Consider the following 24,730-nt stretch of genomic DNA (forward strand, 5'->3'; position numbering starts at 1 on the left):
CACCCTGTGGGTGCCGGCCTCCTCTTTGTCCGGGGAACTGCTCCCCGGGGGTGGAAACTACTTGCCGAACCAGATGCCGATTTCACGGGCCGCGGACTCGGGGGAATCCGAACCGTGCACGAGGTTCTGTTGCACGGCCGTTCCCCAGTCGCGGCCGAAGTCGCCGCGGATGGTGCCCGGGGCGGCAGTGGTCGGATCGGTGGTTCCGGCCAGGGACCGGAAGCCTTCAATGACCCGTGCACCCTCAAAAATGGCCGCGACGATCGGGCCGCTGAGCATGAACTCCACCAGCGGTTCGTAGAACGGCTTGCCCTCGTGCTCGGCGTAGTGCTCCTCGAGCACGGCGCGGGTGGCCTCCACCTTCTTCAGCTCGGCCAGGGTGTAGCCCTTGGCTTCAACGCGCGCCAAGATGGCTCCGGAGAGGTTCCGCTCCACGCCGTCGGGTTTGATCAGTACAAGTGTGCGCTCGGTGCTCACGGTAAATCTCCTTGCCAAGTTGCGGATTTCTGGTCTAAGCCTAGTCTGTGGCCGCTTCGCCGGCAGTGCCGGCGCCTGCCGAGCCTTCGGGATGGGCTTTTTCCCATTCCTCCTGCTCGCGGTCCCGCTGGCGGTTTTCGCGGTCCAGCCGCATGCCCGTCTTCAGCGCGTACCACCAGGTGCCGGCGAAGAGCGCTCCGACCAGGAACATCATCGGCTCCAGGAAGCCAGTGGCGATGATCACCAGCTGAAGGATCCAGCCAATCACCGGACCGGCCGGCTTGGACAGAAACGCGCAGGTTGCGATCAGCGCTGCGCTCAGGACGAGGCCGCCGCTGAGGATGATCGCGGGATTCAGGACGTCGCGCTGCAGGCCAAAAACGGCGAGCGTTGCGAAGATCACCAGGAACGCTTCCAGCGTAAGGACCACGGAGGCGAACATGATGCGCACGGAGCGCCGCTTTTTGGGCATGCCCGGGCGCCACTCGCGCTGGGCTTTGGTCAGCTTTGCCATGGCCCTTACTTTCCCAAGAGGGTGCGCGCTTCGGCCACCACGGTGATGGACCCAATGATCAGGACACCGCCGGCCAGGTCATTGTTCTCTTCGGCCTTGGCGACAGCCCACTCCAGCGCGTTGTCCAGGCCCGGTTCCACCTGCAGGTCCGCGTCGGCAAAGCCGGCGTCGACGGCGTCCTGAACCAGGTCTTCGGCCGAAAGGGCCCGCGGCGAGCTGGACTGCGTGAGGCAGACTCCGGCGATCTGGTCGCCGAGCGTCTCGCGCAGTTCGGTCAGGATCCCGACGGCGTCCTTCTCCGCCAGAATGCCCACCACCAATACCAGGGAGGTGAAGCTGAACGCTTCCAGCACAGCCTCTGCAGCGGCTTTGGCACCTGCCGGGTTGTGCGCGGCGTCCACCACGATGGTGGGGGCGGTCCGAACCACTTCCATGCGGCCCGGCGAGGTGACGGTGGAGAACCCGGTGCGCAGCAGCTCCACATCCAGTTCCTTGGTTCCTCCGCCGATGAAGGCCTCCAGCGCAGCGACGGCGACGGCGGCGTTTTCGGCCTGGTGCTTGCCGTGCAGCGGCAGCAGCAGGTCCTCGTAGCGCCCGGCGAGTCCGGCGATGGTGAGCATCTGCCCGCCCACTGCCATGACCCGGGATTCGATGCCGAACTCCACGCCCTCGAAGCGGTACGGGATGCCCACTTCACGGGCCTTCTCCAGCAGCATCTGGGCCGCCTCCATCGGCTGGGCGGCACTGATCAGGAACCCGTTTTCCTTGATGATGCCGGCCTTTTCCATGGCGATGTCGGCGACGTCGTCGCCCAGCAGCTCGGTGTGGTCCAGGGAGATCGGGGTGATCACGGAAACCGAACCGTCGCCCACGTTGGTGGCGTCGGTGATGCCGCCCAGACCCACTTCAATGACCGCCACGTCCACCGGTTCGTCGGCGAAGACCGCGAACGCCAGGATGGTAACGGCCTCAAAGTAGGTCAGGCGCGGCTCTCCGGCGGCAGTCAGTTCGCCGTCGACGATGTCCAGGTAGGGGTGGATTTCATCCCAGATCCGCACAAACGTCTCATCGGAAACGGATTCGCCGTCGATGCTGATCCGCTCGGTGACCTTGCTCAGGTGCGGGCTGGTGTACCGGCCGGTGCGCAGCCCGTAGGCACGCAGCCCGGCTTCGATCATCCGCGCCGTGGACGTCTTGCCGTTGGTTCCGGTGATGTGGATGATCGGGAACGCCTTGTTCGGCTCCCCGAGCACCTCCATGGCCCGGAACAGCGGAGCCATCCGGGGCTCCATCTTGTTTTCCGGCGCCCGGCTCAGCAGCTCGGCATAGACGCTCTCAACGGAAAAACCGTCAATTGCTCCAGAGGGTCCGTCAGACATGCTCATTAAATCTTCTCCAGGGTGACGGTGAATTCTTCATCGTCGTCGGCAAGGGTAACTGCCGTGAGAACCAGCTCGTCGGTCAGGGTTTCGGACTTGATCAGTTCGGCATTCGCCTCGAGCGCTGCGGCGGACGACGGCGACGTTTTGACCACGGTGCGGATGTGGTCGCTGATGTGCAGGTTCGCGTCGCGGCGGGCCTGCTGGATGGCGCGGATGCCGTCGCGGGCAGTGCCCTCGGCAGCCAGCTCCGGGGTGACCTCGGTGTTCAGCACCAGGAAGCCGCCGCCGGGCAGGACTGAGACTGCCTTGGAGGACTCGCCGTCGGCGGTTTCCACGACCGTTTCCAGCGTGTATTCCTGCGGCTGCAGTTCAAGGCCGCCGGCGGTGACGGTTCCGGCGTCGTCCACCGACCAGTCGCCGGATTTGGAGGCCTTGATCGCGGTCTGGACGTTCTTGCCCAGGCGCGGACCCGCGGCACGGGCATTCACCACGAGCTTCTGCGTGATGCCGAACTCGGCCGGGTCAGCGGCGGCAGCCTCCATCAGCCGGACTGACTTCAGGTTCAGCTCGTCAGCGATGATCGCCGCGAACTGGCCAGCCAGCGCCTCGGCGTCGGGGGCGACGACGGTCATTTCGGACAGCGGCAGGCGCACCCGCAGGTTCGCGGCCTTGCGCAGCGAGGAACCCACCGAGGCGATCCGGCGGGTGCGGTCCATGCGGTCCACCAGGGCCTCGTCCTGCGGGAACAGATCGGCGTCCGGCCAATCGGTCAGGTGCACCGATCGTCCGCCGGTGAGGCCGCGCCAGATCTCTTCGGAGATCAGCGGCAGCAGCGGGGCGGCGACCCGGCAGACCGTTTCCAGGCAGGTGTAGAGCACGTCGAAGGCCTGGGCGTCTTCGTCGAAGAAGCGGTTGCGGCTGCGGCGGATGTACCAGTTGGTCAGCGTGTCCATGTACTGGCGCAGCGTTTCGCAGGCCTCGGACACGTCGTAGCTGTCCAGCTGCCCGGTCATGGTCCGCACCAGGTCGCCGGTGGCGGCGAGCATGTAGTTGTCCAGCGGTTCGCTGGACTCGTAGCGGGCCTTGGCCTCATAGCCGTTGCCGTTGTCCGCGGCGTTGGTGTAGAGCGTGAAGAAGTGCCACACGTTCCACAGCGGCAGGATGACCTGGCGGACTGCCTCGCGGATGCCCTGTTCGGTGACAACAAGGTTGCCGCCGCGCAGGATCGGCGAGGACATCAGGAACCAGCGCATGGCGTCGGAGCCGTCGCGGTCCAGGACCTCGGACACGTCCGGGTAGTTGCGCAGGGACTTGGACATTTTCTGCCCGTCCGAGCCCAGCACGATGCCGTGGCTGATCACGTTGCGGAACGCCGGACGGTCAAACAGTGCCGTCGCCAGGACGTGCAGGGTGTAGAACCAGCCGCGGGTCTGGCCGATGTACTCGACGATGAAGTCGCCCGGGTTGTGATTCTCGAACCACTCGGCGTTTTCGTGCGGGTAATGCACCTGGGCGTACGGCATGGAACCGGAGTCGAACCAGACGTCCAGCACGTCCTCCACGCGGCGCATGGTGGACTGGCCCTCTTCCGGGGTGCGGGGGTCATCCGGGTTGGGGCGGGTCAGCTCGTCGATGAACGGTCGGTGCAGGTCGGGCTCGCCGGCCTTGTTCACCGGCAGGCGGCCGAAGTCGGCCTTCAGTTCCGCTAGCGAACCGTACACGTCGGTGCGGGGGTAGTTGGGGTCGTCGGAGACCCAGACCGGGATGGGGCTGCCCCAGTAGCGGTTGCGGCTGATGGACCAGTCACGCGCGTTTTCGATCCACTTGCCGAACTGGCCGTCCTTGACGTTGTCCGGGATCCAGTTGATCTGCTGGTTCAGCTCCACCATGCGGTCCTTGACCTTGGTGACCTCGACGAACCAGGAGGAGACCGCCTTGTAGATCAGCGGGTTGCGGCAGCGCCAGCAGTGCGGGTAGCTGTGCTCGTAGCTGGCCTGGCGCAGCAGGCGGCCGTCGGCGCGCAGCACCTTGGTGATCGCCTTGTTCGCGTCGAAGACCTGCTGGCCGGCAATGTCGGCCAGGGGGCCGTCGCCAAACATGGGCAGGAACTTGCCACCCTCGTCCACGGAGAGGATCACCGGGATGCCATTGGCTTCACAGATCTTCTGGTCGTCCTCACCGTAGGCGGGAGCTTGGTGGACGATGCCGGTGCCGTCGGTCGTGGTGACGTAGTCGGCGGTGACGATCTGCCAGGCGTTGGCCGTGCCCCACTTCTCAGTGTCGGTGTAGTAGTCCCACAGCGGCGCGTAGCGCAGTCCGGCGAGGTCCTTGCCCAGGTGCACGGCGGTGACGGCCCCACGGGCGGCGTCGGCGTCGTCGTACCCCAGGTCCTTGGCGTAGGCACCCACCAGGTCTTCGGCGAGCAGGTAGCGGGCGGCCGGATCGCCCTGCGGGGTGCCGTTGGGGCCGGCGGGCACCACGGCGTAGCGGACGGAGGGCCCGACGGCGAGGGCCATGTTGGTGGGCAGGGTCCAGGGCGTGGTGGTCCAGGCGATGGCGAGAACGCCCTCGAGCTCGGCGGAGAGCACGTTGTCGCCGGCGGTGATCGGGAAGGTCACCGTGACGGTCTGGTCCTGGCGGTCCTTGTAGACGTCGTCGTCCATGCGCAGTTCATGGTTGGACAGCGGCGTCTCGTCCTTCCAGCAGTACGGCAGCACGCGGAAGCCGCTGTAGGTCAGGCCCTTTTCATGCAGGGTCTTGAAGGCCCAGATGACCGATTCCATGTAGTCGACATTGAGTGTCTTGTAGTCGTTCTCGAAGTCCACCCAGCGGGCCTGGCGCGTGACGTAGTCCCGCCACTCGCCGGCATATTCCATGACCGAGGCACGACAGGCGTCGTTGAACTTGTCGATGCCCATCTTCTCGATCTGGACCTTGTCGGACATGCCCAGCTGCTTCATTGCCTCAAGTTCAGCGGGCAGGCCGTGCGTGTCCCAGCCGAAGCGGCGCTCGACTCGGCGGCCGCGCTGGGTCTGGTAGCGGGCCACCAGGTCCTTGGCGTAGCCGGTGAGCAGGTGCCCGTAGTGCGGCAGGCCGTTGGCGAAGGGAGGGCCGTCGTAGAAGACAAATTCGTTGGCGCCGTCTTTGCCGGCAGGCCGTGCATCAATCGAGGCCTGGAAGGTGCCGTCCTTGTCCCAGTACTTCAGAACGCGTTCTTCGAGTTCCGGAAACCGGGGGGAAGACGGGGCGGCGTTTTCTGCCGGGGCGGCGGCCGTAGTGGCCTTGGGATAGATAGAGGGCATATTCGTCATCCTGATAGCGGCAAGTAATTCTGGTGAAAAACAGGATGCGAGGGCGGAATCCTTGCCGGCTCAAAGCCTGCGGGAATCCGCGGTACCACCTCGCTTGCCGCCGTCGTCGTCCGCGCCGTGCGTTGCAGTGAACTGCAAAACAATGCGCCGCCGAACCGGGCTGCCGCTCGTTGACTGCTGTGACGGGCTTACCCGTCCGGTTCTACTGGGCCCCGTGTTGCAGTGGCAGGGCTGTTCTTCCGGAAGCTCACCGGTGATGGCCGGGTCAAAGCTGCTCCCGCCAGTTTAGGCCACGGCTTCAGCGATGTCGAAGTACACCGAAGGCGTGCCGTGCCCGCTGCGGCAACGCGTTGGCCGGCGGATGGCCGTTACCGGCGGATGACCTTGTGGTTTGCTGCCTGGGCCAGCGGGCGCAGCACTACCTTGTCCAGGTTGATGTGGTGGGGAAGGTTCAGGGAATAGGCCATGACATCCGCTACGTCTTCGGCGGTGAGCGGCTCCGCGACGCCGGCGTAGACCTTTTCGGCCGCTTCCTCGTTCCCCAGACGGTTCCGGGAGAACTCCGCTGTCTTGACCATGCCGGGGAGGATCTCGATGACCCGCACGTTGTTTTCCGCCTCTTCCAGGCGCAGGGTTTCCGCGAGCGCCTGTTCAGCCGACTTGGCCGCGCAGTAACCGGCGCCGCCTTCGTAAGCAGCCAGGGCCGCCGTCGACGTCAGCATCAGGATGGAGCCCTGGCCGGATTCGCGCAGGGCGGGCAGGAATGCCTGGGTAACCCGGAGTGCTCCGATGACGTTCACGTTGTACATGGCTTCCCAGTCGCTGAGCTTGCCCTCGGCCACCGAGTCCATGCCGAAGGCGGCGCCGGCGTTGTTGATCAGCGCGTCCACTCCCCCGCCGGCCAGCACCTCTTCGGCCATCTTCGTTACCGATTTGCTGTCGGTCACATCTGCGGTGACGGTCTGCGCGCCGGTTTCCTCGGCGAGCGCCTGCAGTTTCTCTTCCCGGCGGGCCACAGCCACGACATCCCAGCCGGAGGCGCGCAGGGCGCGGACAGCTGCCGCTCCAATTCCTGAGCTTGCTCCGGTCACTACTGCGCGCTTGGCGCGCTGGACGGGGCTGGACTGGGCGGCTGAAGGCGCGGGGGAAGTCACGGCGGAAGTCATGCAGCCACTGTAGTCATTGGGTCCGCCTGCTCCACAGGTCCCGGGCCCCGTATTACGTGTGCAGCCGCTGCTTGTCCGGCTCCGTGCACTGGTTGCAAGACCAGGCCCGCCATCACCGCCAAACCCGCATCACAGCGCACAGTGCCGCACGCCATACCGCCCGCGTGAAAGAATGGACCCATGGCTGAAAACTTTCCGGGCACAGACACGCCCGACAACGCACCCAAGACCGTATCCGTCCCCGACAAGCCCGCCCTCGAGGGCCTTGAAGCAACCCTGAGCCGCCGCTGGCGCGAAGAGGGAACGTACGCGTTCAACGAAGACACGGTCCGCGAGGACGTCTACTCGATCGACACTCCCCCGCCCACGGCTTCCGGTTCACTGCACGTGGGACACATGTTCTCCTACACGCAGACCGACGTCATGGCCCGCTACAAGCGCATGACCGGCAAGAACGTGTTCTACCCGATGGGCTGGGACGACAACGGCCTGCCCACCGAGCGCCGGGTGCAGAACTACTACGGCGTCCGCTGCGATCCGACCAAGCCCTACGATCCGGACTACCGCCCGCCGGCCACCGCACCGAAGAACCAGCGCGACTTCGACGTCATCTCCCGCCGGAACTTCATCGAGCTGTGCGAGGAGCTGGCTGTGGAGGACGAGAAGGTCTTTGAGGACCTCTTCTCCACCCTGGGCCTGTCCGTGGACTGGACCCGCACCTACCGCACCATCGATGACAACTCCCGCGCCGTCAGCCAGCGCGCCTTCCTGGAGAACCTCAAGGCCGGCGATGCCTACATGTCGGAGGCTCCCACGCTCTGGGACGTCACCTTCCGCACCGCGGTCGCCCAGGCCGAGGTGGAGGACCGCGAGCAGCCCGGCGCCTACCACCGGATCAGCTTCCATGCCCCCGACGGCGAAAAGATCTTCGTGGAGACCACCCGTCCGGAGCTGCTTCCCGCCTGCGTCGCCCTGGTCGCACACCCCGACGACGAGCGTTACCAGCGCCTGTTCGGCACCACGGTCACGTCCCCGCTGTTCGACGTCGAGGTCCAGGTCCGCGCTCATCCGCTGGCCAAGCCGGACAAGGGTTCGGGCATCGCGATGATCTGTACTTTCGGCGACCAGACCGACGTCACCTGGTGGCGGGAACTGAACCTGCCCACCCGCGCCGTCGTCGGCCGTGACGGCCGCCTGCTGGCCGAAACGCCGGAGTGGATCACCACGGAAAAGGCGAAGGAAAACTACGCCGCCGTGGCCGCCAAGACCGTCTTCAGCGCCAAGGAAGCCGTCGTGGAGATGCTGCGCGAAAGCGGCGACCTCGAGGGAGAACCGAAGAAGATCACGCACCCGGTGAACTTCTTCGAAAAGGGCGACAAGCCGCTTGAGGTAGTCACCAGCCGCCAGTGGTACATCCGCAACGGCGGACGGGACGAGGACCGCCGGGGACGCCTGATCGCCCGCGGCAAGGAAATCGACTTCCATCCGGCGTTCATGCGTTCACGTTACGAAAACTGGATCGAAGGCCTGAACGGCGACTGGCTCGTTTCGCGCCAGCGCTTCTTCGGCGTTCCTGTTCCCGTCTGGTATCCGCTGGATGCCGCCGGCAACCCGGACTACGAGAATCCGGTGCTGCCCGCGTCCGAGTCGCTGCCGGTGGATCCGGCCGCGGAGCCGGCCCCGGGCTACTCGGAGGACCAGCGCAATCAGCCCGGCGGCTTTGTCGGCGACGCCGATGTCCTGGACACCTGGGCCACGTCGTCCCTGACGCCGCAGATTGTGGGCGGCTGGAGCCGGGATGAGGACCTGTTCGCCAAGGTCTTCCCCTTTGATCTGCGCCCGCAGGGGCACGACATCATCCGCACCTGGCTGTTCTCCTCCGTGGTCCGCGCCGACGCGCTGAACCACGCAGCGCCGTGGAAGCACGCCGCCATCTCGGGCTGGATCCTGGATCCGGACCGCAAGAAGATGTCCAAGTCCAAGGGCAACGTGGTGGTCCCCACCGATGTGCTCAACGACTACGGCTCCGACGCCGTCCGCTACTGGGCGGCCTCGGCCAAGCTCGGTGCCGACACGGCCTACGAGATTGCGCAGATGAAGATTGGCCGCCGCCTGGCCATCAAGCTGCTCAATGCCTCCAAGTTCGTGCTGAACCTGGGTGCCACGGAACAGAACGTTCTCACCGCCGACACCTCGGTGATCACCAACGCGCTGGACTCCGCACTGCTCAAGCAGCTGGCCGAGGTTGTGAATGCCTCCACCAAGGCATTTGAGAACTATGACTATGCCAAGGCCCTGCAGCTGAGTGAGTCCTTCTTCTGGTCCTTCACCGATGACTACGTGGAGCTGATCAAGGACCGCGCCTACGGTGCGTTCGGCGAAGAAGAGCAGGCCTCCGTGCTGGCCACCCTGGCCACCACCCTGGATGCGCTGCTGCGTCTGTTCGCTCCGTTCCTGCCCTTCGCGACCGAAGAGGTCTGGGGCTGGTGGCGGAACGGCTCGGTGCACCGCGCGCCGTGGCCGAACGTCGATGCGCTGTCCGCAGCCGTTGCGGAGGCCGACGCCGGGATCCTCGCCACGGTGGCAACCGCCCTGGGCGGCATCCGCAAGGCCAAGTCCGAGGCCAAGGTCAAGCAGCGCACGGAGGTCCTCAAGGCCGCCGTCACGGCTTCCGCAGCACAGGTGGTCCAGCTGGAGGCCGGGCTGGCCGATCTGAAGGCGGCTGGCAACGTGCGTGAGCTGTCCCTGGCAACAGGCGACGGCGAACTGGCCGTCTCCGACGTCGAGCTGGCTCCTCCGGCCGAGTAGAAGCCTCCGTCCGCAGGAACGGAGAAAGCCCCGCCGGATGTATCTTCCGGCGGGGCTTTCCTGTGTCTGAGTGTGTCAGTTGCTTCAGTCGAACTGCGGGCGCTCGGTACGGCTGCGCTTGATCTCGAAGAAGGCCGGGTTCTCGGCCAGCATGACGGCGCCGTCAAACATCCGGCCCGCTTCCTCGCCGCGCGGAATGCGGGTCAACACCGGACCGAAGAACGCGGTGCCGTTGAACGCGACCACGGGGGTTCCGACGTCGTCGCCCACCCGGGAGATGGCTTCCTGGTGCGAGGCACGCAGCTGGGTGTCGAACGCGTCGCTGTCGGCGTACTGCGCCAGGTCAGCCGGCAGGCCCACCTCCTCCAGGGCTTCCCGGATCACTGCGGTGAAGTCCTTGTTGGCACCGATGTGGATGCGCGTGCCCATCGCGTCGTAGAGCTTCTTGATGTACTCGGCACCGTGCAGTTCCTGCGCGGCGATGATCACGCGCACCGGACGCCAGGCTGCCTCCATGCGTTCCTGGTAATCCTCGGGCAGATCCCGTCCCTCATTCAGGACGGCCAGGCTCATGACGTGCCACGAGGTGCGGACATCACGGACCCTCTCGACTTCGTCCATCCAACGGGAGGTCACCCAGGCGAACGGGCAGGTCGGGTCAAACCAGAAATCAGCTTTTGCTGCAGCGTCAGGCGAGGTCAAGGCAAACTCCTTCAAGGGTTATGCGGATCGTTGGTTGGGGCAACCGCTGATCAGGCGGATTTGTTCCGGCGCTTGGTCGCCACGGCCTGGGAAATCAGCGTGGGCTCGGCCTTCTGTGTCACGACGTCCTCGGTGATGACCACGGTCGCGACGTCGTCGCGGCTGGGCAGGTCAAACATGACCGGCAGCAGCACCTCTTCGAGGATGGCACGCAATCCGCGGGCCCCGGTGCCGCGGGACAGTGCGGCGTCGGCAATGGCGTCCAGGGCGGCAGGCTCAAAGGTGAGCTCCACGCCGTCGAGCTGGAACATCTTCTGGAACTGCTTGACCAGGGCGTTCTTGGGTTCGGTAAGAATCCGGATCAACGCGGCGCGGTCCAGGCTGGACACCGTGGTGATGACCGGGAGCCGGCCGATGAATTCAGGAATCAAACCGAACTTCAGCAGGTCCTCAGGCATGACTTCGGCGTAGGAATCGGCTTCCTTGGCGTTCTCGTTCAGCGGAGCGCCGAAGCCGATGCCCTTCCGTCCGGACCTGGAACCGATGATTTCTTCCAGTCCGGCAAAAGCACCGGCCACGATGAACAGCACATTGGTGGTGTCGATCTGGATGAATTCCTGATGCGGGTGCTTGCGGCCGCCCTGCGGCGGGACGGAGGCAACCGTGCCTTCAAGGATCTTGAGCAGCGCCTGCTGCACGCCCTCGCCGGACACGTCGCGGGTGATCGAGGGGTTCTCGCTCTTGCGCGAGATCTTGTCGATCTCGTCAATGTAGATGATGCCTTGCTCGGCCTTCTTGACGTCGTAGTCGGCGGCCTGGATCAGCTTCAGCAGGATGTTCTCGACATCCTCGCCCACATACCCGGCTTCGGTGAGCGCCGTGGCGTCGGCGACGGCGAAGGGCACGTTCAGGCGGCGGGCCAAGGTCTGAGCCAGATAGGTCTTGCCGCAGCCGGTGGGGCCGATCAGCAGGATGTTGGACTTGCCGATCTCCACGTCGTCGGACATCACGGCGTCGGAAAGGTTGCCGGTGTTCCGCGGCGCGTGGCCGGCCTGGATGCGCTTGTAATGGTTGTAGACGGCGACGGCGAGGGAGCGCTTGGCCGGTTCCTGGCCGATCACGTATTCCTGCAGGGAATCGAAGATTTCGCGCGGCTTGGGCAGCTCGAAGGTGCCCAGATCCGCCACCTCGGAGAGTTCCTCTTCGATGATTTCGTTGCACAGGTCAATGCATTCGTCGCAGATGTAGACCCCGGGGCCGGCAATGAGCTTGCGGACCTGCTTCTGGCTCTTTCCACAGAAGGAGCACTTGAGCAGATCGGTGCTCTCACCAATGCGAGCCATAATTCAGTCCCCTTAGATGGTCCATCGTTCCAACAGCGCCGGACTCCGTCCCCAGACGGGGGCGGGCTCGGCCGGTCAGCCATGTTCCACTCTAGGACAATTGGCTGAGCGATTCAGCAACCAAAAGGCCCGTGGTGCGTAATTTCGCACCACGGGCCTTTTGGAAGCAGTTACATCCGGTTGATGGCCGGGGTCTTGATCTTGCGGGAATCAAGCACCTGGTCGATCAGGCCGTACTCAAGGGCACCGGCGGCGGTGAGGATCTTGTCACGCTCGATGTCCCGGTTCACTTCCTCGGAGGTGTGGTTCGAGTGCAGCGCCAGGGTGTCCTCGAGCCAGGTGCGCATGCGCATGACTTCGGCCGCCTGGATTTCCAGGTCAGACGCCTGTCCACGCTCGCCGCCACCCAGTGCAGGCTGGTGGATCAGCACGCGGGCGTTCGGCAGCGCGAGGCGCTTGCCCGGCGTTCCGGCGGCCAGCAGCACGGCTGCGGCACTGGCTGCCTGGCCCAGGCAGACCGTCTGGATTTCCGGACGGATGTACTGCATGGTGTCGTAGATGGCCGTCATGGCCGTGAACGAACCGCCCGGAGAGTTGATGTACAGGGTGATGTCGCGGTCCGGATCGTTGGACTCAAGGACCAGCAGCTGGGCCATGACATCGTCGGCTGAGGCGTCGTCGACCTGGACACCAAGGAAGATGATGCGGTCCTCAAACAGCTTGGTGTACGGGTCCTGGCGCTTGAAGCCGTACGGCGTGCGCTCCTCGAACTGCGGCAGCACGTAGCGGCTGGACGGCATCTGCGGTGCCGAGCCGCCTGCGGTTCCAAAATGGGTGTTCATAAATTACTCCTGAAGTCTAAGAAAGGTGCGCTGGCTAAGGAGGAAGCGTCAGTCCTCGACCGGGGCTGCGCCCTTGTCCTGGTCAGTTCCGCCGCCGCCCGTGACGCCGCCGGCATGCGCGGAGATCTTGTCGAAGAAGCCGTACTCCAGTGCTTCCGGAGCCGTGAACCACTTGTCGCGGTCGTTGTCCTTCAGGATGGTTTCCACCGACTGGCCGGTCTGCTCGGCCGTGAGCTCGGCCATGACCTGCTTCATGTGCAGGATCAGTTCAGCCTGGATGCGGATGTCGGAGGCGGTGCCGCCGATGCCGCCGGAGGGCTGGTGCATGAGGATGCGGGCATGCGGCGTGGCGTAGCGCTTGCCCTTGGTGCCGGAGGAGAGCAGGAACTGTCCCATGGACGCTGCCAGCCCGGTTGCCACGGTGACGACGTCGTTCGGGATGAACTGCATCGTGTCGTAGATGGCCATTCCGGCCGTCACCGATCCGCCCGGAGAGTTGATGTAAAGGAAGATGTCCTTCTCAGGGTCTTCTGCGGAGAGCAGCAGCAGCTGAGAGCAGATGGCATTCGCGTTGTCATCCCGGACTTCCGAGCCCAACCAGATGATCCGCTCGCGCAGCAGACGGTTGTAGATGTAGTCGTCCCGGCTAGCCGGGTCCACCGTTGCCATTGTGGGTGTGTTGGGTGCAATTGCCATACTGAGTGACCTCTCGCTCTGGCGGGGTACAGAACCGCTAACCGCGTCAGCTGGTCCCGCCGTTTATCTCTTCTAGGACACTAACCTGTTGCGGCTGTGATCTGCTCGGGTTTTGCGGGCTGTTCGCTGACGGCGCACGATGCCCGCCACAGCCCAAGGCAGGGGAAATCACGCGGCCGACGGCGGCTGGCACCGGCGCTTCCCCGGGTTCCGCACTGCGTGCTCCCCCGGTCTCCCTATTGCTTAAACGACGACGCCGCCTGCCCCTGCGGGCAAGCGGCGTCGTCGTCGTTCAGTTGTTCCCCGGCGGGAGGATTATGCCTTGTCGCCGGTCTTCGACTCTTCGGCAACCTCAGCCTCGGGGGCTTCGGTTTCAGCGTCTGCAACGGGGGCTTCTTCGCCGGCGGGGCGGACGAAGTCGCTCAGGTCAATCTCGACACCTGCGGTGTCGGTGACCTTGGCCTGCTCCAGAACCTTGGCGAGGGCCTTGCGGCGGCGGACTTCGCCAACCATCATCGGGACCTGGCCGCTCTGGTCGATCAGCTGCGCGAACTGGTTCGGATCCATGCCGTACTGGCCGGCAGCGGAGACGATGTAGTCGATCAGCTCGTTCTGGCTGACGCCTACCTCTTCCTTGTCGGCAACAGCGTCAAGGATGATTTCGTTCTTGAAGGCTGCGGCAGTGTTCTCGCGAACTTCTGCACGGTGCTCTTCGGTGTCGTGGTCTTCGCCCTGGGAGTGTGCGCTCTCAGAGTTGAAGTGCTGTTCCAGCTGCTCTTCGATGACGGATTCCGGAACCGGAACCTCGATCATTTCCAGCAGCTTCTCCAGGACCTTGTCGCGGGCTTCGACGCCCTGCTCCATCAGCTTGGACTCTGCAGCGCGCTTGGTCAGGTCCTCGCGGAGTTCTTCGATGGTGTCGAATTCGCTGGCCAGCTGGGCGAAGTCGTCGTCGGCCTCGGGAAGCTCGCGCTCCTTGACGGCCTTGACCGTAACGGTGACGGTGGCGTCTTCGCCGGCGTGCTCGCCGCCGGCAAGCTTCGTCTCGAAGGTTGCGGACTCGTCAACGGACAGGCCGGTGACTGCTTCGTCCATGCCCTCGAGCATGGTGCCGGCGCCGACCTGGTAGGAAAGGTCTGCAGCGGAATCGATTTCTTCCTCGCCAACCTTGGCTACGAGATCCATGGTGAGGAAGTCGCCGTCGGCGGCCGGACGGTCAACCGTCTTGAGCGTGCCGAAGCGGCCGCGCAGTTCGTCCAGTGCCTTGGTGACGTCGTCGTCGGAAGCTTCAGCCGGCTCAACGGTGACCTCGAGGCCGGAGTAGTCCGGGAGCTCGATTTCGGGGCGGACATCCAGCTCGACGTTGAAGACCAGCTGGCCCTCGTCGGTGGCGGGGTCCGGAACTTCACTGATTTCCACCTCGGGGCGGCTCATCGGACGGATACCCGTTTCCGATACAGCTTCCTGGTAGAAACCGTTCAGGCCGTCATTGATGGCGGTTTCCAGAACGTAGCCGCGGCCAACGCGCTGGTCGATGAGCCTGTTGGGGACCTTGCCCTTGCGGAAGCCAGGCACCTGCACCTGAGTGGCGATGGTCTTGTAGGCCTCTTCGATGCTCGGCTTCAATTCCTCGAAAGGAACTTCGACAACGAGCTTTACCCGCGTGGGTGTGAGGTTTTCTACAGCGCTCTTCACAGCGTAGTTCTCCTGAGGGTTCTGGGATTGGGTCTGCACCATGTGTACTACAGAGTCGGGGTGACAGGATTTGAACCTGCGACTTCCTGCTCCCAAAGCAGGCGCTCTTCCAAGCTGAGCTACACCCCGTCAGTGCAACTGACAGCCTACCGGCATGCAGGGACATGTGCACAATTGGGTGTGGCCCGAACCTCCCGGAAGCCCGGTTCGGCAGGGGATTTCCGAACCACTGTTTTACCGTGCTAAGGTAAAACCTGCCTTAGGGCGCCGGGGGATGTAGCTCAATGGTAGAGCCTCAGTTTTCCAAACTGATCACGCGGGTTCGATTCCCGTCATCCCCTCAGGAGAATATATCCGGCTGTTGCCGGCTTTGAAAGGGTCTTCCGCTTCGGCGGGGGGCCTTTTTCATTTGTCCCGTCTGTTGCATAACCCGTGTCGTCCTCTTCCTTTCCGTCCTTCGCGCACCTTTGGTTTGCGAGGTGGCACTTGCGGGCCGGACCGGGTCGGCTGTGCCTGGGAGCCTGGAAGCCTGGGTGCTGGGAGCCAGCGTGTTGGGAGCCAGCGTGTTGGGAGCCTAGAACTTTGGGGCCTGGCGCCCGTGCTTGGGAACCGGGACCCGGGAACCTGCGTCTTGCGCGCCTGTGCTTTTTGCGCCGTCCGGGCCGCTAAACTCTTGCCACGATCCAACCCAGTTCCGCGGAGGTGAATGAGATGGCCCAAACGACTGCCCACGCAGGCCCTGCCGGACCGGCGCTCACCGCACTCCAGGTCAGTGCGGCTCTGCGGCACGAAGGGCTCCGTGCGACCATCCCCCGTCTCGACGTATATCGCGCTCTCGCGGTGTCCGGAGGGCACAGGTCAGCGGATGATCTGGCCGGGATGCTCGCAGCCGACGGCGGAACCGTCCAGCGCACAAGCGTCTACAACGCCCTGCGGGCACTGGTGGATGCCGGACTTGTCCAAGTGGTGCAGGCCGGCCCCGGAACCACCCTGTACGAGCTGCGCGGCAGCGATCACCACCATTTCCTGTGCCGCGATTGCGGAACAATCACCGATGTCCCTGCGGGCAGCGAGGTCCCGCCGCTGCTGGACATGAACATCCCGGGAGCCCGAGTGGATTCCGCCCAGGTGGTCCTGCGCGGACTGTGTGCCGATTGCCTGGAGCCGCGGGGCTAGATGTAACTCTCGGACCGGGGTGCCTCCTCGCCATCCTCAGTTCAGCAGCAGTTCACAGTGCCAGGTGGATTTTCGAGTAAGTGTCCAGTAATGGCCCACCGCGGTAACTGTGGTTCGGATCACTAAAATAGAAGACATGTACTACTCCCCAGCTGGCAAAGACGACAGCCGAGCTCCCGGCCCCGACGCTTCCAGTGCGTCGCCCAACGCGTTGAGCACTGGGTCGTTGACGGCCTCCGGGGCTTCGAAAGGAGCCGCAGCAGGAGTCGCCAGGGGTGTGGAGGGTTTGGAGGCCGCGGAGCGGGTCTGCCTGATCAACGAGATCCGGGCGTTGGAGGAATTGAAGTGCGTCATCGCCGCCGCCCAGGCCAAGGCCGCGGCGGCCTTTGACGCTTCCACCCGCCGCGCCCAGGCCCGGGCCGGCCTGAAGGACGAGCAGCTGGGTCGGGGTGTGGCCGCGCAACTGGCCCTGGCGCGGCGGGACTCTCCGCATAACGGTGCCAAACTGCTGGGCCTGGCCCGGATCCTGACCACCGAAATGCCGCACACCCTGCACGCCCTCTCCACCGGGGTGATCAACGAGTGGCGGGCCACGCTCCTGGTCCGCGAGACCGCCTGCCTGACCCTGGCCGACCGGCAGAAAGTCGATGAACAGATCGCCGGGAACCCCGCGGACCTGGAACAGCTCGGAGACCGGAAGCTGATCGCCCGGATCAAGTCCCTGTCCTACGGTCTGGACCCGCATGCCGTGGTCAACCGTGCCGCGCATGCCGTTTCCCAACGGTATGTGTCCTGCCGTCCGGCCCCGGACACCATGACGTATCTGACCGCGCTGCTGCCGGTGGCGCAAGGGGTGGGCGTGTTCGCGGCGCTAACCCGGGACGCGGACCGGCTGCGGGCGTCCGGGGACCCGCGGACGAAGGGCCAGATTATGGCCGACACCCTCGTGGAACGCACCACCGGACAGGCCCGGGCCGAGGACGTGCGGGTCGAGGTGCAACTGATCATGACGGACCGGACCCTGCTGCACGGCATCCTGCCCCCAGACACAAACACAAACACAGACACAGACACAGACACAGACACGGGCACGGGCACAAATACGGACACGGGCACGAATACAGTTGCGGACACGGCTGCGGAGCTGGACGCTGCCAGGACATCTGCGGACACCAAAGACCCCGGGACCGCGAGCTTTGGCGGGATAGCAGCCGGCCGGCAACTGGAATCTTTCGTGCCCGACGGAGCCGAACCGGCCGTGCTAGCCGGATACGGAATCATTCCCGCGCAGTGGGCCCGGGACCTGATCCGCGGTCCCAACCCGGTTCCGGACGATCCCAGCCCGGACAGACCGGATCCCGGGGACAGAGACCAGGACCGGGGTCCCGCCCCTAAACCGGCCCGTGGTCCTGCCCCTAATCAGGCCCATGGTCCCGCCCGTAACCCGGCCCGTGGTCCCGCCCCTAATCCGGCCCCTAACTGGGCCCGTGATCCGGGCAGCGCCACAGCCGGCTGGGGTACGGTGGCGCGGCGGCCGGATCCGCGCACCGAAGTCTGGCTCCGCCGGCTCTACGTCGCCCCGAACTCGGGGCAACTGACCGCGATGGATTCCCGGGCACGCCTCGTCCCCGGCGGCCTGGCCCGGCTGATCGCAGCCCGCGACCAGATCTGCCGAACCCCGTGGTGCGGAGCACCGATCCGCCACTACGACCACATCACCCCCGTCCGCGAGGGCGGACCAACCAGTGCCGAGAACATTCAAGGACTCTGCGAGGCCTGCAACCAAGCCAAGGAAGCACCAGGCTGGAGCGCAAACGCGGTCGGGGATCGCCAACCGGACCGCCACACAGTGGACACAATCACTCCTACCGGACACACCTACCGGTCCACGGCGCCGCAACTCCCGCAATCATCTGCTGCTTCCCGTGCTTCCACAGCGCCGATGCTGCCGGCACCATGACTCCGCTTCTGTCAGTGCTCCTGGCAGACCGGACACCAGTAGAGCTTGCGGGCACCCATCTCGGTGCCGGCAACGGTCATGCCGCACCGCCGGCAGGGCAGGCCGGTGCGCTGATAGACATAATGCGCTTCCTCGCGGGGGACCGGATCGGCCTGGCTCTCCCGGTCTGCCGGCAAGGTGGTGATGATCCTGCCTTGGGCTACGCCGTCGTGCATAACGGAGACAATGTCAGCCCACAGCGCCGCCGCTTCGTCCTCCCTCACATCCCGGCCCAAGCGCCAGGGCGAGAGCCGCTGCAGGAAGAGCACCTCTGCACGGTAGACGTTGCCGACCCCGGCCAGGATCTCCTGATTCATCAGCAGCAAGCCCACCGGAGAAGCACGCCGGCGGAGCCGGGCAATAAAGTCTGCTTCATCGGCGCCGTCCTGCAGCGGGTCGGGGCCGAGGCGCGCAACGACTGCGGCGCGCTCGGCGTCGGTGATCACCTCACATGCCGTGGGGCCGCGAAGGTCCGCCCAGCCGTGCGGCGACACCAGACGAACACGGACCGCGCCCTTGGGAGCAGGCGGACCTGCATAGGCGGCGCCGTCGTCCTCGGAAGCTACCTCCCGCTCCCCCACCTTCCGCGGTGCACCGATGCTGGATGCTCCCAGAAAGGTCGAGTCACCGCCGAAATCGAAGGCACCGTAGAGACCGAGGTGGATGCGCAGGAACAGGTCATTGTCGAAGCCCAGGAAGAGCTGCTTGCCGTGCGCCGCCGCATCAACCAGAACCCGGCCGTCGAGCCGGGCAGCTCCCGCGGAGAACCGTCCCTGCGGACTGGACACTTCAAGCCGTTGCCCGGCAAACACCGAGCTGAACTGCCGGGCGAGCCGGTGAATCGAATGCCCTTCCGGCATCAGGACACCTCAGGCATCAGGAGCCCGCGATGGTTCCGGTGGTTTCATATTCGGCGATTTTTGCGATCCGGCGGTTGTGGCGCTCGGCGTTGCTGTAAGGCTCCGCCAGGAACGCCTCGATGATTTCCGTGGCTTCGTCCACCGTGTGCTGGCGGCCGCCGACGGCGATCACGTTGGCGTCGTTGTGCTCGCGGGCCAGTTTGGCGGTGGACAGATTCCAGGCGAGCGCCGCACGGATGCCGCGGACCTTGTTGGCGGCGATCTGCTCACCGTTGCCCGAGCCTCCCAGCACGATGCCCAAAGAGTCGATACCGCTCTGCTGATCGACCACCACGGCTTCGGCGGCAGCGATGCAGAACTCCGGGTAATCGTCCTCGGCGTCGTAAGCCTGCGGGCCGTGGTCCACCATGTCGTAGCCCTTGTCCCGAAGGTGAGCCAGAAGGTGGGCACTGAGTTCCATGCCCGCGTGGTCGGTTGCTATGTGGACGCGCATGTTCCATCCGTTTCGTGTGGTGGGGAAATCCTGCGGTACCAGCCTAGCCGCTGACCGGCGGGCACAAATAATGGGCAGAGCAGTCACCGGCACCGGCGGGGCGGCCGCCAGCACCCAGCAATTTTCTGCCGCCAATATGCAGTTCCTTTCTTTTCTGAGCGCCAACCAGTGAGACAATGTTGCAATTGTTTAAAGTCGCCAAGCCGATTTCCACGGGCCGGCAGACACCCCTTCGCATATTGGAAAGGCAACACCTTGCCAGGTATGAATCTCACGCGCTCCGAAGCCCGTGAACGCGCAGAACTGATCAGTGTCGATTCCTATGACGTGAATCTGGACCTCACCCGCGGGGATGAGGTCTTCGGCAGCACCACCGTGGTTCGGTTCTCCGCCCGGCAGGGCGCTTCCACGTTCATCGACGCCGTCACCGCAGCGGTCCACCGCGTCACTCTGAACGGCGTGGATTTGGATGTCGCCGAGGTGTCCGACGGCGTCCGCATCCAGCTGCCCAAGCTTGCCGCGTCCAATGAGCTCGTTGTCGAGGCCGATGCCTTCTACATGAACACCGGCGAAGGCCTGCACCGTTTCGTGGATCCGGTGGACAACGAGGTGTACCTGTACTCCCAGTTCGAGGTCCCGGACTCCCGCCGCATGTTTACCGTGTTCGAGCAGCCGGACCTGAAGGCAGCCTTCCGCTTCACTGTTACTGCGCCCTCGCACTGGGACGTTATTTCCAATTCCCCCACCCCCGAGCCGCTTCCGGCCGGCTCCCTGGAAGAGGGCGGCAAGAACGCCACTTGGTCGTTCGACCCGACGCCGCGGATCTCTTCCTACATCACCGCGCTGATCGCCGGACCGTATCAGTCCGTGCGCAGCCAGCTCACCAGCTCCGACGGCCGCACCATTCCGCTCGGCGTCTTTGCCCGCAAGTCGCTGATGCAGCATCTGGATGCCGAGAACGTGTTCGAGCTGACCCGGCAGGGCTTCGAATTCTACGAAAAGCAGTTCGGCACACCGTACCCGTTCGAGAAATACGACCAGCTTTTCGTGCCGGAGTTCAACGCCGGCGCGATGGAAAACGCCGGTGCGGTGACGTTCCTCGAGAGCTACGTCTTCCGCTCCCGCGTCCCCGACGCCACCGTCGAGCGCCGCGCCGTCACCATCCTGCACGAGCTGGCCCACATGTGGTTCGGCGACCTGGTGACGATGCGCTGGTGGAACGACCTCTGGCTGAATGAGTCCTTCGCGGAATTCATGTCCACCCTCGCCGCAGCGGACGCCACTGAATTCAAGCAGTCGTGGACCACTTTCGCTTCCATGGAAAAGGCCTGGGCCTACCGCCAGGACCAGCTTCCGACCACGCATCCGATCGTCGCCGAGATCCGTGATCTGGAAGACGTGCAGGTGAACTTCGACGGCATCACCTACGCCAAGGGTGCCTCAGTGCTCAAGCAGCTCGTAGCCTGGGTGGGGCAGGACCAGTTCATGGCCGGGGTGCGCGAGTACTTCGGCAAGCATGCCTGGGGCAACACCGAACTCAAGGACCTGCTCTCCGAGCTGGAAACGGCCAGCGGGCGGGACCTTAAGGAATGGTCCGAGCTGTGGCTCGAGACCGCCGGCGTGAACACGCTTCGGCCCGAACTGGAGGTGGACGACGACGGCGCCATCACCTCCTTCGGCATCCTCCAGAGCGCCGTGCCTGAATACCCGACCCTGCGGCCGCACCGGCTGGCGATCGGTTTCTACGACGTCGGGCACGACGGCAAGCTGCACCGCACCCACCGCCTGGAGCTGGACATCGACGGCGAACGCACCGACGTGCCGGAGCTGGTTGGCCGGCAGCGTCCGGACCTGCTGCTGCTGAATGACGATGACCTGGCGTACGCCAAGATCCGGTTGGACGCCGCGTCGGAGCACACCGCTGTCCGGCGGCTGCGGGACATCTCCGAGTCGCTGCCCCGCACGCTCGTCTGGGCTTCCGCCTGGGACGCAACGCGCGACGGCGAGATCCCGGCCCGCAACTACGTGGAACTGGTGCTGCAGAACATCGGGTCCGAATCCGACTCCTCGGTGGTTCAGGTGCTGCTGCGTCAGCTGGCCACCACCCTGGCCTTCTACGTGTCGCCGGCAGACCGCGAGGCCATGACCGCCGCAGCTGCCGACAGCGTGTGGGATCTGGCCGGCGCGGCAGCGCCCGGCTCTGACTCCCAGCTGCAGTTCGTGAAGTCCTTCGCCGGGCACGCCGTGACCGAAGAACATCTGGACTCGCTGGCCGGGCTGCTCTCCGGCAGCCAGACCCTGGAGGGCCTGCACATTGACGCAGACCTGCGCTGGGAACTCCTGACCGGCCTCGTGGCCGGCGGGCGCATGGGCGAGGCCGACATCGTTGCAGAGCTGGACAAGGACGCCACGGCCACCGGACAGCTCGCCGCCGCCATGGCCCGTGCCGCTCTGCCCACCGCTGAAGCCAAGGCGGCTGCCTGGGAAGCCATTGTTGAGCGCACCGACATGCCCAACGCCGCCCAGCGTTCGGCGATCGTCGGCTTCAGCCGGGTGAAGGACACAGCGTTGCTGGAGCCGTACGCCGAAAAGTACTTTGCTGCCGTGCGCGAAGTCTGGAGCTCGCGGACGCACGAAATCGCCCAGCAGATCGTCACGGGCCTGTACCCGTCACGGCTGACCACCCAGGCCACCGTGGATGCCACGGATGCCTTCCTGGAGTCCCTGGGCGACGAAGCACCTTCGCTGCGCCGCCTGATCCTGGAAAGCCGCGACGGAGTGGTCCGCGCCTTGAAGGCGCAGGCAGCCGACAAGTAGAAATCACCACTGGCCCGGAGCCCCGCAGCATTCTGCGGGGCTCCGGGCCGGGCGGTTCCCACCACGCGTCTTTTCACCGACCAGGAAGAAGGTCAGCAGTTATGGATCTTTCCGAACACCGCTACGCCATCTCCCTGGAGTGGACGGGGAACCGCGGGACGGGCACTGCCAGCTACCGGGGCTACGGCCGCGACCACATCATCAGGGCCGACGGACTGCCGGATCTGGCCGGCACTGCCGACCCCACGTTCCACGGCGACCGCGACCGCTGGAACCCCGAGCAGCTGCTGCTCACCGCGCTGTCCCAGTGCCACATGCTTTCCTATCTGCACGTGGCGGTGAAGAACGGCATCACCGTCCTCGCCTACGCCGACGACGCCGAGGGAACCCTTCGGCTGAACCGGGACGGCAGCGGTGAATTCACCGGGGCCGTGCTCCGCCCCCGGGTAACGGTTGCCGCCGGCGATTCCACAGCCGCAGCGGAGGGCCTGCATGCCGAAGCCAACCGGTTGTGCTTCATTGCCCGCAGCGTGAACTTTCCGGTGCTGCACAAACCCGAAACCACCATCGAGGGCAGCTGACTAGAGCGTCTCCAGGGCCGCCAGCAGAGCAGTTTCCCGGGCAGCTGAAAGCCCGGACTTCCGTTCCCGGTGCAGGCCGCGGTCCTGCTCGTCGCCGAGGACGTCACGGATGGTGTGCTCGACCGGGCGCAGGCTAAGTCCGGCCGCCAGCGCGGACGCGGTGGACCGGGTGGAGAACCCGTCGTACCCCTTCTCCGGCAGCCACAGCGGCAGCGACTCGCTCCCGGCCCAATATGCCACACCCTGCTCATGCAGCCACTGCGGATCGGCGCTGCGGAAGCTGCCGTGGAAGCCGGAGGCAGCGGCAGCCAGTGTCAGCAGCTCGCCAAACGGCACCGACGGCCCCATCACGTTGTAATTGCCGGTCACGGCCTCCTCGGCGCCGGTGACGAGCCACAGTGCCAGGTCGCGCACGTCGATGGTCTGCGTCATGACTTCGGCGTTGGCGGGGATCAGCACCGGACTGCGTTCCTGGGCCAGGCGTGCCGGCCAGTAGCCGAATCGGTCGCTGTCATCTTCGGGTCCCGCGATCAGGCCCGGACGGGTCACCAGCGTTTTGGCCGGGCCCAGGTCCCGCACCAGGTTCTCGCAGGCGACCTTGCCCTCGCCGTACTCGTTGTCCGCAGGCTCTGCGTACACGCCGTCAACGGCGGTCATCGGTGCCAGCAGCTCGGCACTTTCATCAGCGCCAGGCTTGTCGTGGGCTGCATAGACCGACGCGCTGGACACGAAGGACCAGTGGCTGCTTTTTCCCGCCAGCGCCAGGAGCGCTTCCCGGACCTGTTGCGGCTTGCGGGCGACGTCGATCACTGCGTCCCAGCCGCCGTCGAGCTCTGCGTATGCGGCTGCGCCGGCGTCACGGTCAGCGCTCACGAAGTCCGCGCCGGTCACGGGCGGCCCCGACTCGCCCCGGGCGAGGCAGGTGACATCATGGCCGCGGGCAACAGCTTGCCGGGCGACCTCACGGGAAAGGAAGACGGTTCCGCCGAGAATAAGGATGCGCATGTTCGGAGCCTACCCCGGTAGCCTTGTCTGTGCCCGCAGCATGCTTCCGTGTACGGCAGCCTGCTTCCCCACACGAAAGGGATGGTAACCGTCCGTTGCTGACCGCCGGAGAAATTGAAACATCGTCCATAAAGATCGAGAACTTTGACTGGCCCGGCCTGATCCAGGCCGGTGTCATTATTCTGATCGGCCTGCTTGTCTGGACGGCAGCAACGTTCCTGATCAACCGTGTTGTCCAGCGCGCCCAGAAGGGCTACGCGCTCTTCAGCTCCTCGAAGCTGAAGTGGGCCGCGCCGGTCATGCGCAACCTGGACAAAAAGCGCCGGGCGCAGCGTGCGGACACGATTGGCGCGCTCCTGCGCAGTGCAGTCAGCCTGTTCATCTGGACGACAGTGATCATCATGGTCCTCCAGGCCGTCGGCATTGACGTCGCGCCCCTCATCGCAAGCGTGGGTATTGTCGGCATCACCCTCGGTTTCGGTGCGCGCGAGCTCATCCGCGACGCCCTGGCCGGATTCTTCATTACCATTGAAGACCAGTACGGCATCGGGGACGTGATTGAGGTCGGCGACACCATCGGAACCGTCCAGTCAGTGGGCATCCGGATCACCCGGATTGTCGATGCCCGCGGCGTCATCTGGTACATCCGCAACGGCGAGCTGGCCAAGGTCGGCAACCGGTCCCAGGGCGACTTCTCTGATCCGGCCGGTGAGCCGGAGCAGAGCCCGGCAAAGGCTGCCGACGCCGCCGCACCTGCAGCTGCCGCGCCTGCCGCACCCGTTTCCTCCGCCTCGGCTTCCAGCAAGGGAGACTCATTGTGACCACCCCGGCAACACCTTCCGAGAACCGGCCCCCGCTGCCTG

The 24,730-nt window shown here is 65.2% G+C and carries 19 protein-coding genes and 2 tRNA genes; 7 read left to right on the forward strand and 14 right to left on the reverse strand.

What is annotated here, in order from left to right; genetic code table 11:
* Positions 1-57: 57 nt before the first annotated feature.
* The 5 genes from ndk to QNO08_RS11165 all read right to left on the reverse strand — a co-directional run bounded on the left by ndk (position 58) and on the right by QNO08_RS11165 (position 6,850).
* Entirely contained in the window at positions 58-477 is a 420-nt protein-coding gene (gene ndk, locus QNO08_RS11145) for a nucleoside-diphosphate kinase (RefSeq protein WP_229965423.1), read from the reverse strand.
* 40 nt (positions 478-517) lie between these two features.
* Positions 518-991 (reverse strand): DUF4233 domain-containing protein, encoded by a 474-nt coding sequence (locus QNO08_RS11150; protein ID WP_229965422.1) that lies wholly within the window; start codon positions 989-991, stop codon positions 518-520.
* A gap of 5 nt (positions 992-996) precedes the next feature.
* Positions 997-2,370: a bifunctional folylpolyglutamate synthase/dihydrofolate synthase gene (locus QNO08_RS11155; RefSeq protein ID WP_284155591.1), complete on the reverse strand. Its 1,374-nt coding sequence runs from the start codon at positions 2,368-2,370 to the stop codon at positions 997-999.
* A gap of 5 nt (positions 2,371-2,375) precedes the next feature.
* Complete coding sequence (ileS, locus tag QNO08_RS11160) at positions 2,376-5,684, reverse strand: isoleucine--tRNA ligase (protein ID WP_229965420.1); 3,309 nt, start codon at positions 5,682-5,684, stop codon at positions 2,376-2,378.
* Positions 5,685-6,052: 368 nt separating this feature from the next.
* Positions 6,053-6,850 (reverse strand): SDR family oxidoreductase, encoded by a 798-nt coding sequence (locus QNO08_RS11165; RefSeq protein ID WP_229965419.1) that lies wholly within the window; start codon positions 6,848-6,850, stop codon positions 6,053-6,055.
* Positions 6,851-7,030: 180 nt separating this feature from the next.
* Here QNO08_RS11165 and valS point away from each other — a divergent pair, with 180 nt between their 5' ends.
* Positions 7,031-9,658: a valine--tRNA ligase gene (gene valS / locus QNO08_RS11170; RefSeq protein WP_229965418.1), complete on the forward strand. Its 2,628-nt coding sequence runs from the start codon at positions 7,031-7,033 to the stop codon at positions 9,656-9,658.
* An 84-nt stretch (positions 9,659-9,742) separates the two neighbouring features.
* Here the strand turns inward: valS and QNO08_RS11175 are convergent, their stop codons facing one another.
* From QNO08_RS11175 to QNO08_RS11200, 6 genes are all read right to left on the reverse strand, one after another.
* Entirely contained in the window at positions 9,743-10,360 is a 618-nt protein-coding gene (locus QNO08_RS11175) for a mycothiol-dependent nitroreductase Rv2466c family protein (RefSeq protein WP_229965417.1), read from the reverse strand.
* A 50-nt stretch (positions 10,361-10,410) separates the two neighbouring features.
* Positions 10,411-11,703 (reverse strand): ATP-dependent Clp protease ATP-binding subunit ClpX, encoded by a 1,293-nt coding sequence (gene clpX / locus QNO08_RS11180; protein ID WP_229965416.1) that lies wholly within the window; start codon positions 11,701-11,703, stop codon positions 10,411-10,413.
* A 170-nt stretch (positions 11,704-11,873) separates the two neighbouring features.
* Entirely contained in the window at positions 11,874-12,545 is a 672-nt protein-coding gene (locus QNO08_RS11185; RefSeq protein WP_229965415.1) for an ATP-dependent Clp protease proteolytic subunit, read from the reverse strand.
* 48 nt (positions 12,546-12,593) lie between these two features.
* Complete coding sequence (locus tag QNO08_RS11190) at positions 12,594-13,214, reverse strand: ATP-dependent Clp protease proteolytic subunit (protein WP_229965773.1); 621 nt, start codon at positions 13,212-13,214, stop codon at positions 12,594-12,596.
* Positions 13,215-13,556: 342 nt separating this feature from the next.
* Positions 13,557-14,936: a trigger factor gene (gene tig / locus QNO08_RS11195; protein WP_229965414.1), complete on the reverse strand. Its 1,380-nt coding sequence runs from the start codon at positions 14,934-14,936 to the stop codon at positions 13,557-13,559.
* Between the two features lie 55 nt (positions 14,937-14,991).
* Positions 14,992-15,065, reverse strand: a tRNA-Pro gene (locus QNO08_RS11200).
* A gap of 141 nt (positions 15,066-15,206) precedes the next feature.
* On the opposite strand from QNO08_RS11200, the gene QNO08_RS11205 reads away from it, so the two are divergent.
* From QNO08_RS11205 to QNO08_RS11215, 3 genes are all read left to right on the forward strand, one after another.
* Positions 15,207-15,277 (forward strand) — tRNA-Gly (locus tag QNO08_RS11205).
* Positions 15,278-15,647: 370 nt separating this feature from the next.
* Complete coding sequence (locus QNO08_RS11210) at positions 15,648-16,112, forward strand: Fur family transcriptional regulator (protein WP_229965413.1); 465 nt, start codon at positions 15,648-15,650, stop codon at positions 16,110-16,112.
* A gap of 277 nt (positions 16,113-16,389) precedes the next feature.
* Positions 16,390-18,072 (forward strand): HNH endonuclease, encoded by a 1,683-nt coding sequence (locus tag QNO08_RS11215; RefSeq protein ID WP_284155592.1) that lies wholly within the window; start codon positions 16,390-16,392, stop codon positions 18,070-18,072.
* Between the two features lie 11 nt (positions 18,073-18,083).
* On the opposite strand, the gene QNO08_RS11220 is transcribed toward QNO08_RS11215, so the two are convergent.
* Both QNO08_RS11220 and QNO08_RS11225 read right to left on the reverse strand, forming a co-directional pair.
* Positions 18,084-18,971, reverse strand: a complete 888-nt coding sequence (locus QNO08_RS11220) for an Fpg/Nei family DNA glycosylase (protein ID WP_229965411.1) — start codon at positions 18,969-18,971, stop codon at positions 18,084-18,086.
* Between the two features lie 16 nt (positions 18,972-18,987).
* The gene (locus tag QNO08_RS11225) at positions 18,988-19,464 is read right to left on the reverse strand and encodes a ribose-5-phosphate isomerase (protein ID WP_229965410.1); all 477 of its coding nucleotides are present in this window, start codon (positions 19,462-19,464) and stop codon (positions 18,988-18,990) included.
* A gap of 264 nt (positions 19,465-19,728) precedes the next feature.
* Here QNO08_RS11225 and pepN point away from each other — a divergent pair, with 264 nt between their 5' ends.
* Positions 19,729-22,281 (forward strand): aminopeptidase N, encoded by a 2,553-nt coding sequence (pepN, locus tag QNO08_RS11230; protein WP_229965409.1) that lies wholly within the window; start codon positions 19,729-19,731, stop codon positions 22,279-22,281.
* Between the two features lie 101 nt (positions 22,282-22,382).
* A complete protein-coding gene (locus QNO08_RS11235) occupies positions 22,383-22,862 on the forward strand; it encodes an OsmC family protein (protein WP_229965408.1) in 480 nt (159 codons plus the stop codon).
* Here QNO08_RS11235 and QNO08_RS11240 read toward each other — a convergent pair whose 3' ends face one another.
* Positions 22,863-23,867: an NAD-dependent epimerase/dehydratase family protein gene (locus QNO08_RS11240; protein WP_229965407.1), complete on the reverse strand. Its 1,005-nt coding sequence runs from the start codon at positions 23,865-23,867 to the stop codon at positions 22,863-22,865.
* Positions 23,868-23,962: 95 nt separating this feature from the next.
* Here QNO08_RS11240 and QNO08_RS11245 point away from each other — a divergent pair, with 95 nt between their 5' ends.
* The gene (locus QNO08_RS11245) at positions 23,963-24,688 is read left to right on the forward strand and encodes a mechanosensitive ion channel family protein (RefSeq protein WP_229965406.1); all 726 of its coding nucleotides are present in this window, start codon (positions 23,963-23,965) and stop codon (positions 24,686-24,688) included.
* Positions 24,689-24,730: the final 42 nt, after the last annotated feature.

Origin of the sequence: Arthrobacter sp. zg-Y820 (assembly GCF_030142155.1) — a bacterium.
GTDB lineage: Bacteria > Actinomycetota > Actinomycetes > Actinomycetales > Micrococcaceae > Arthrobacter_B.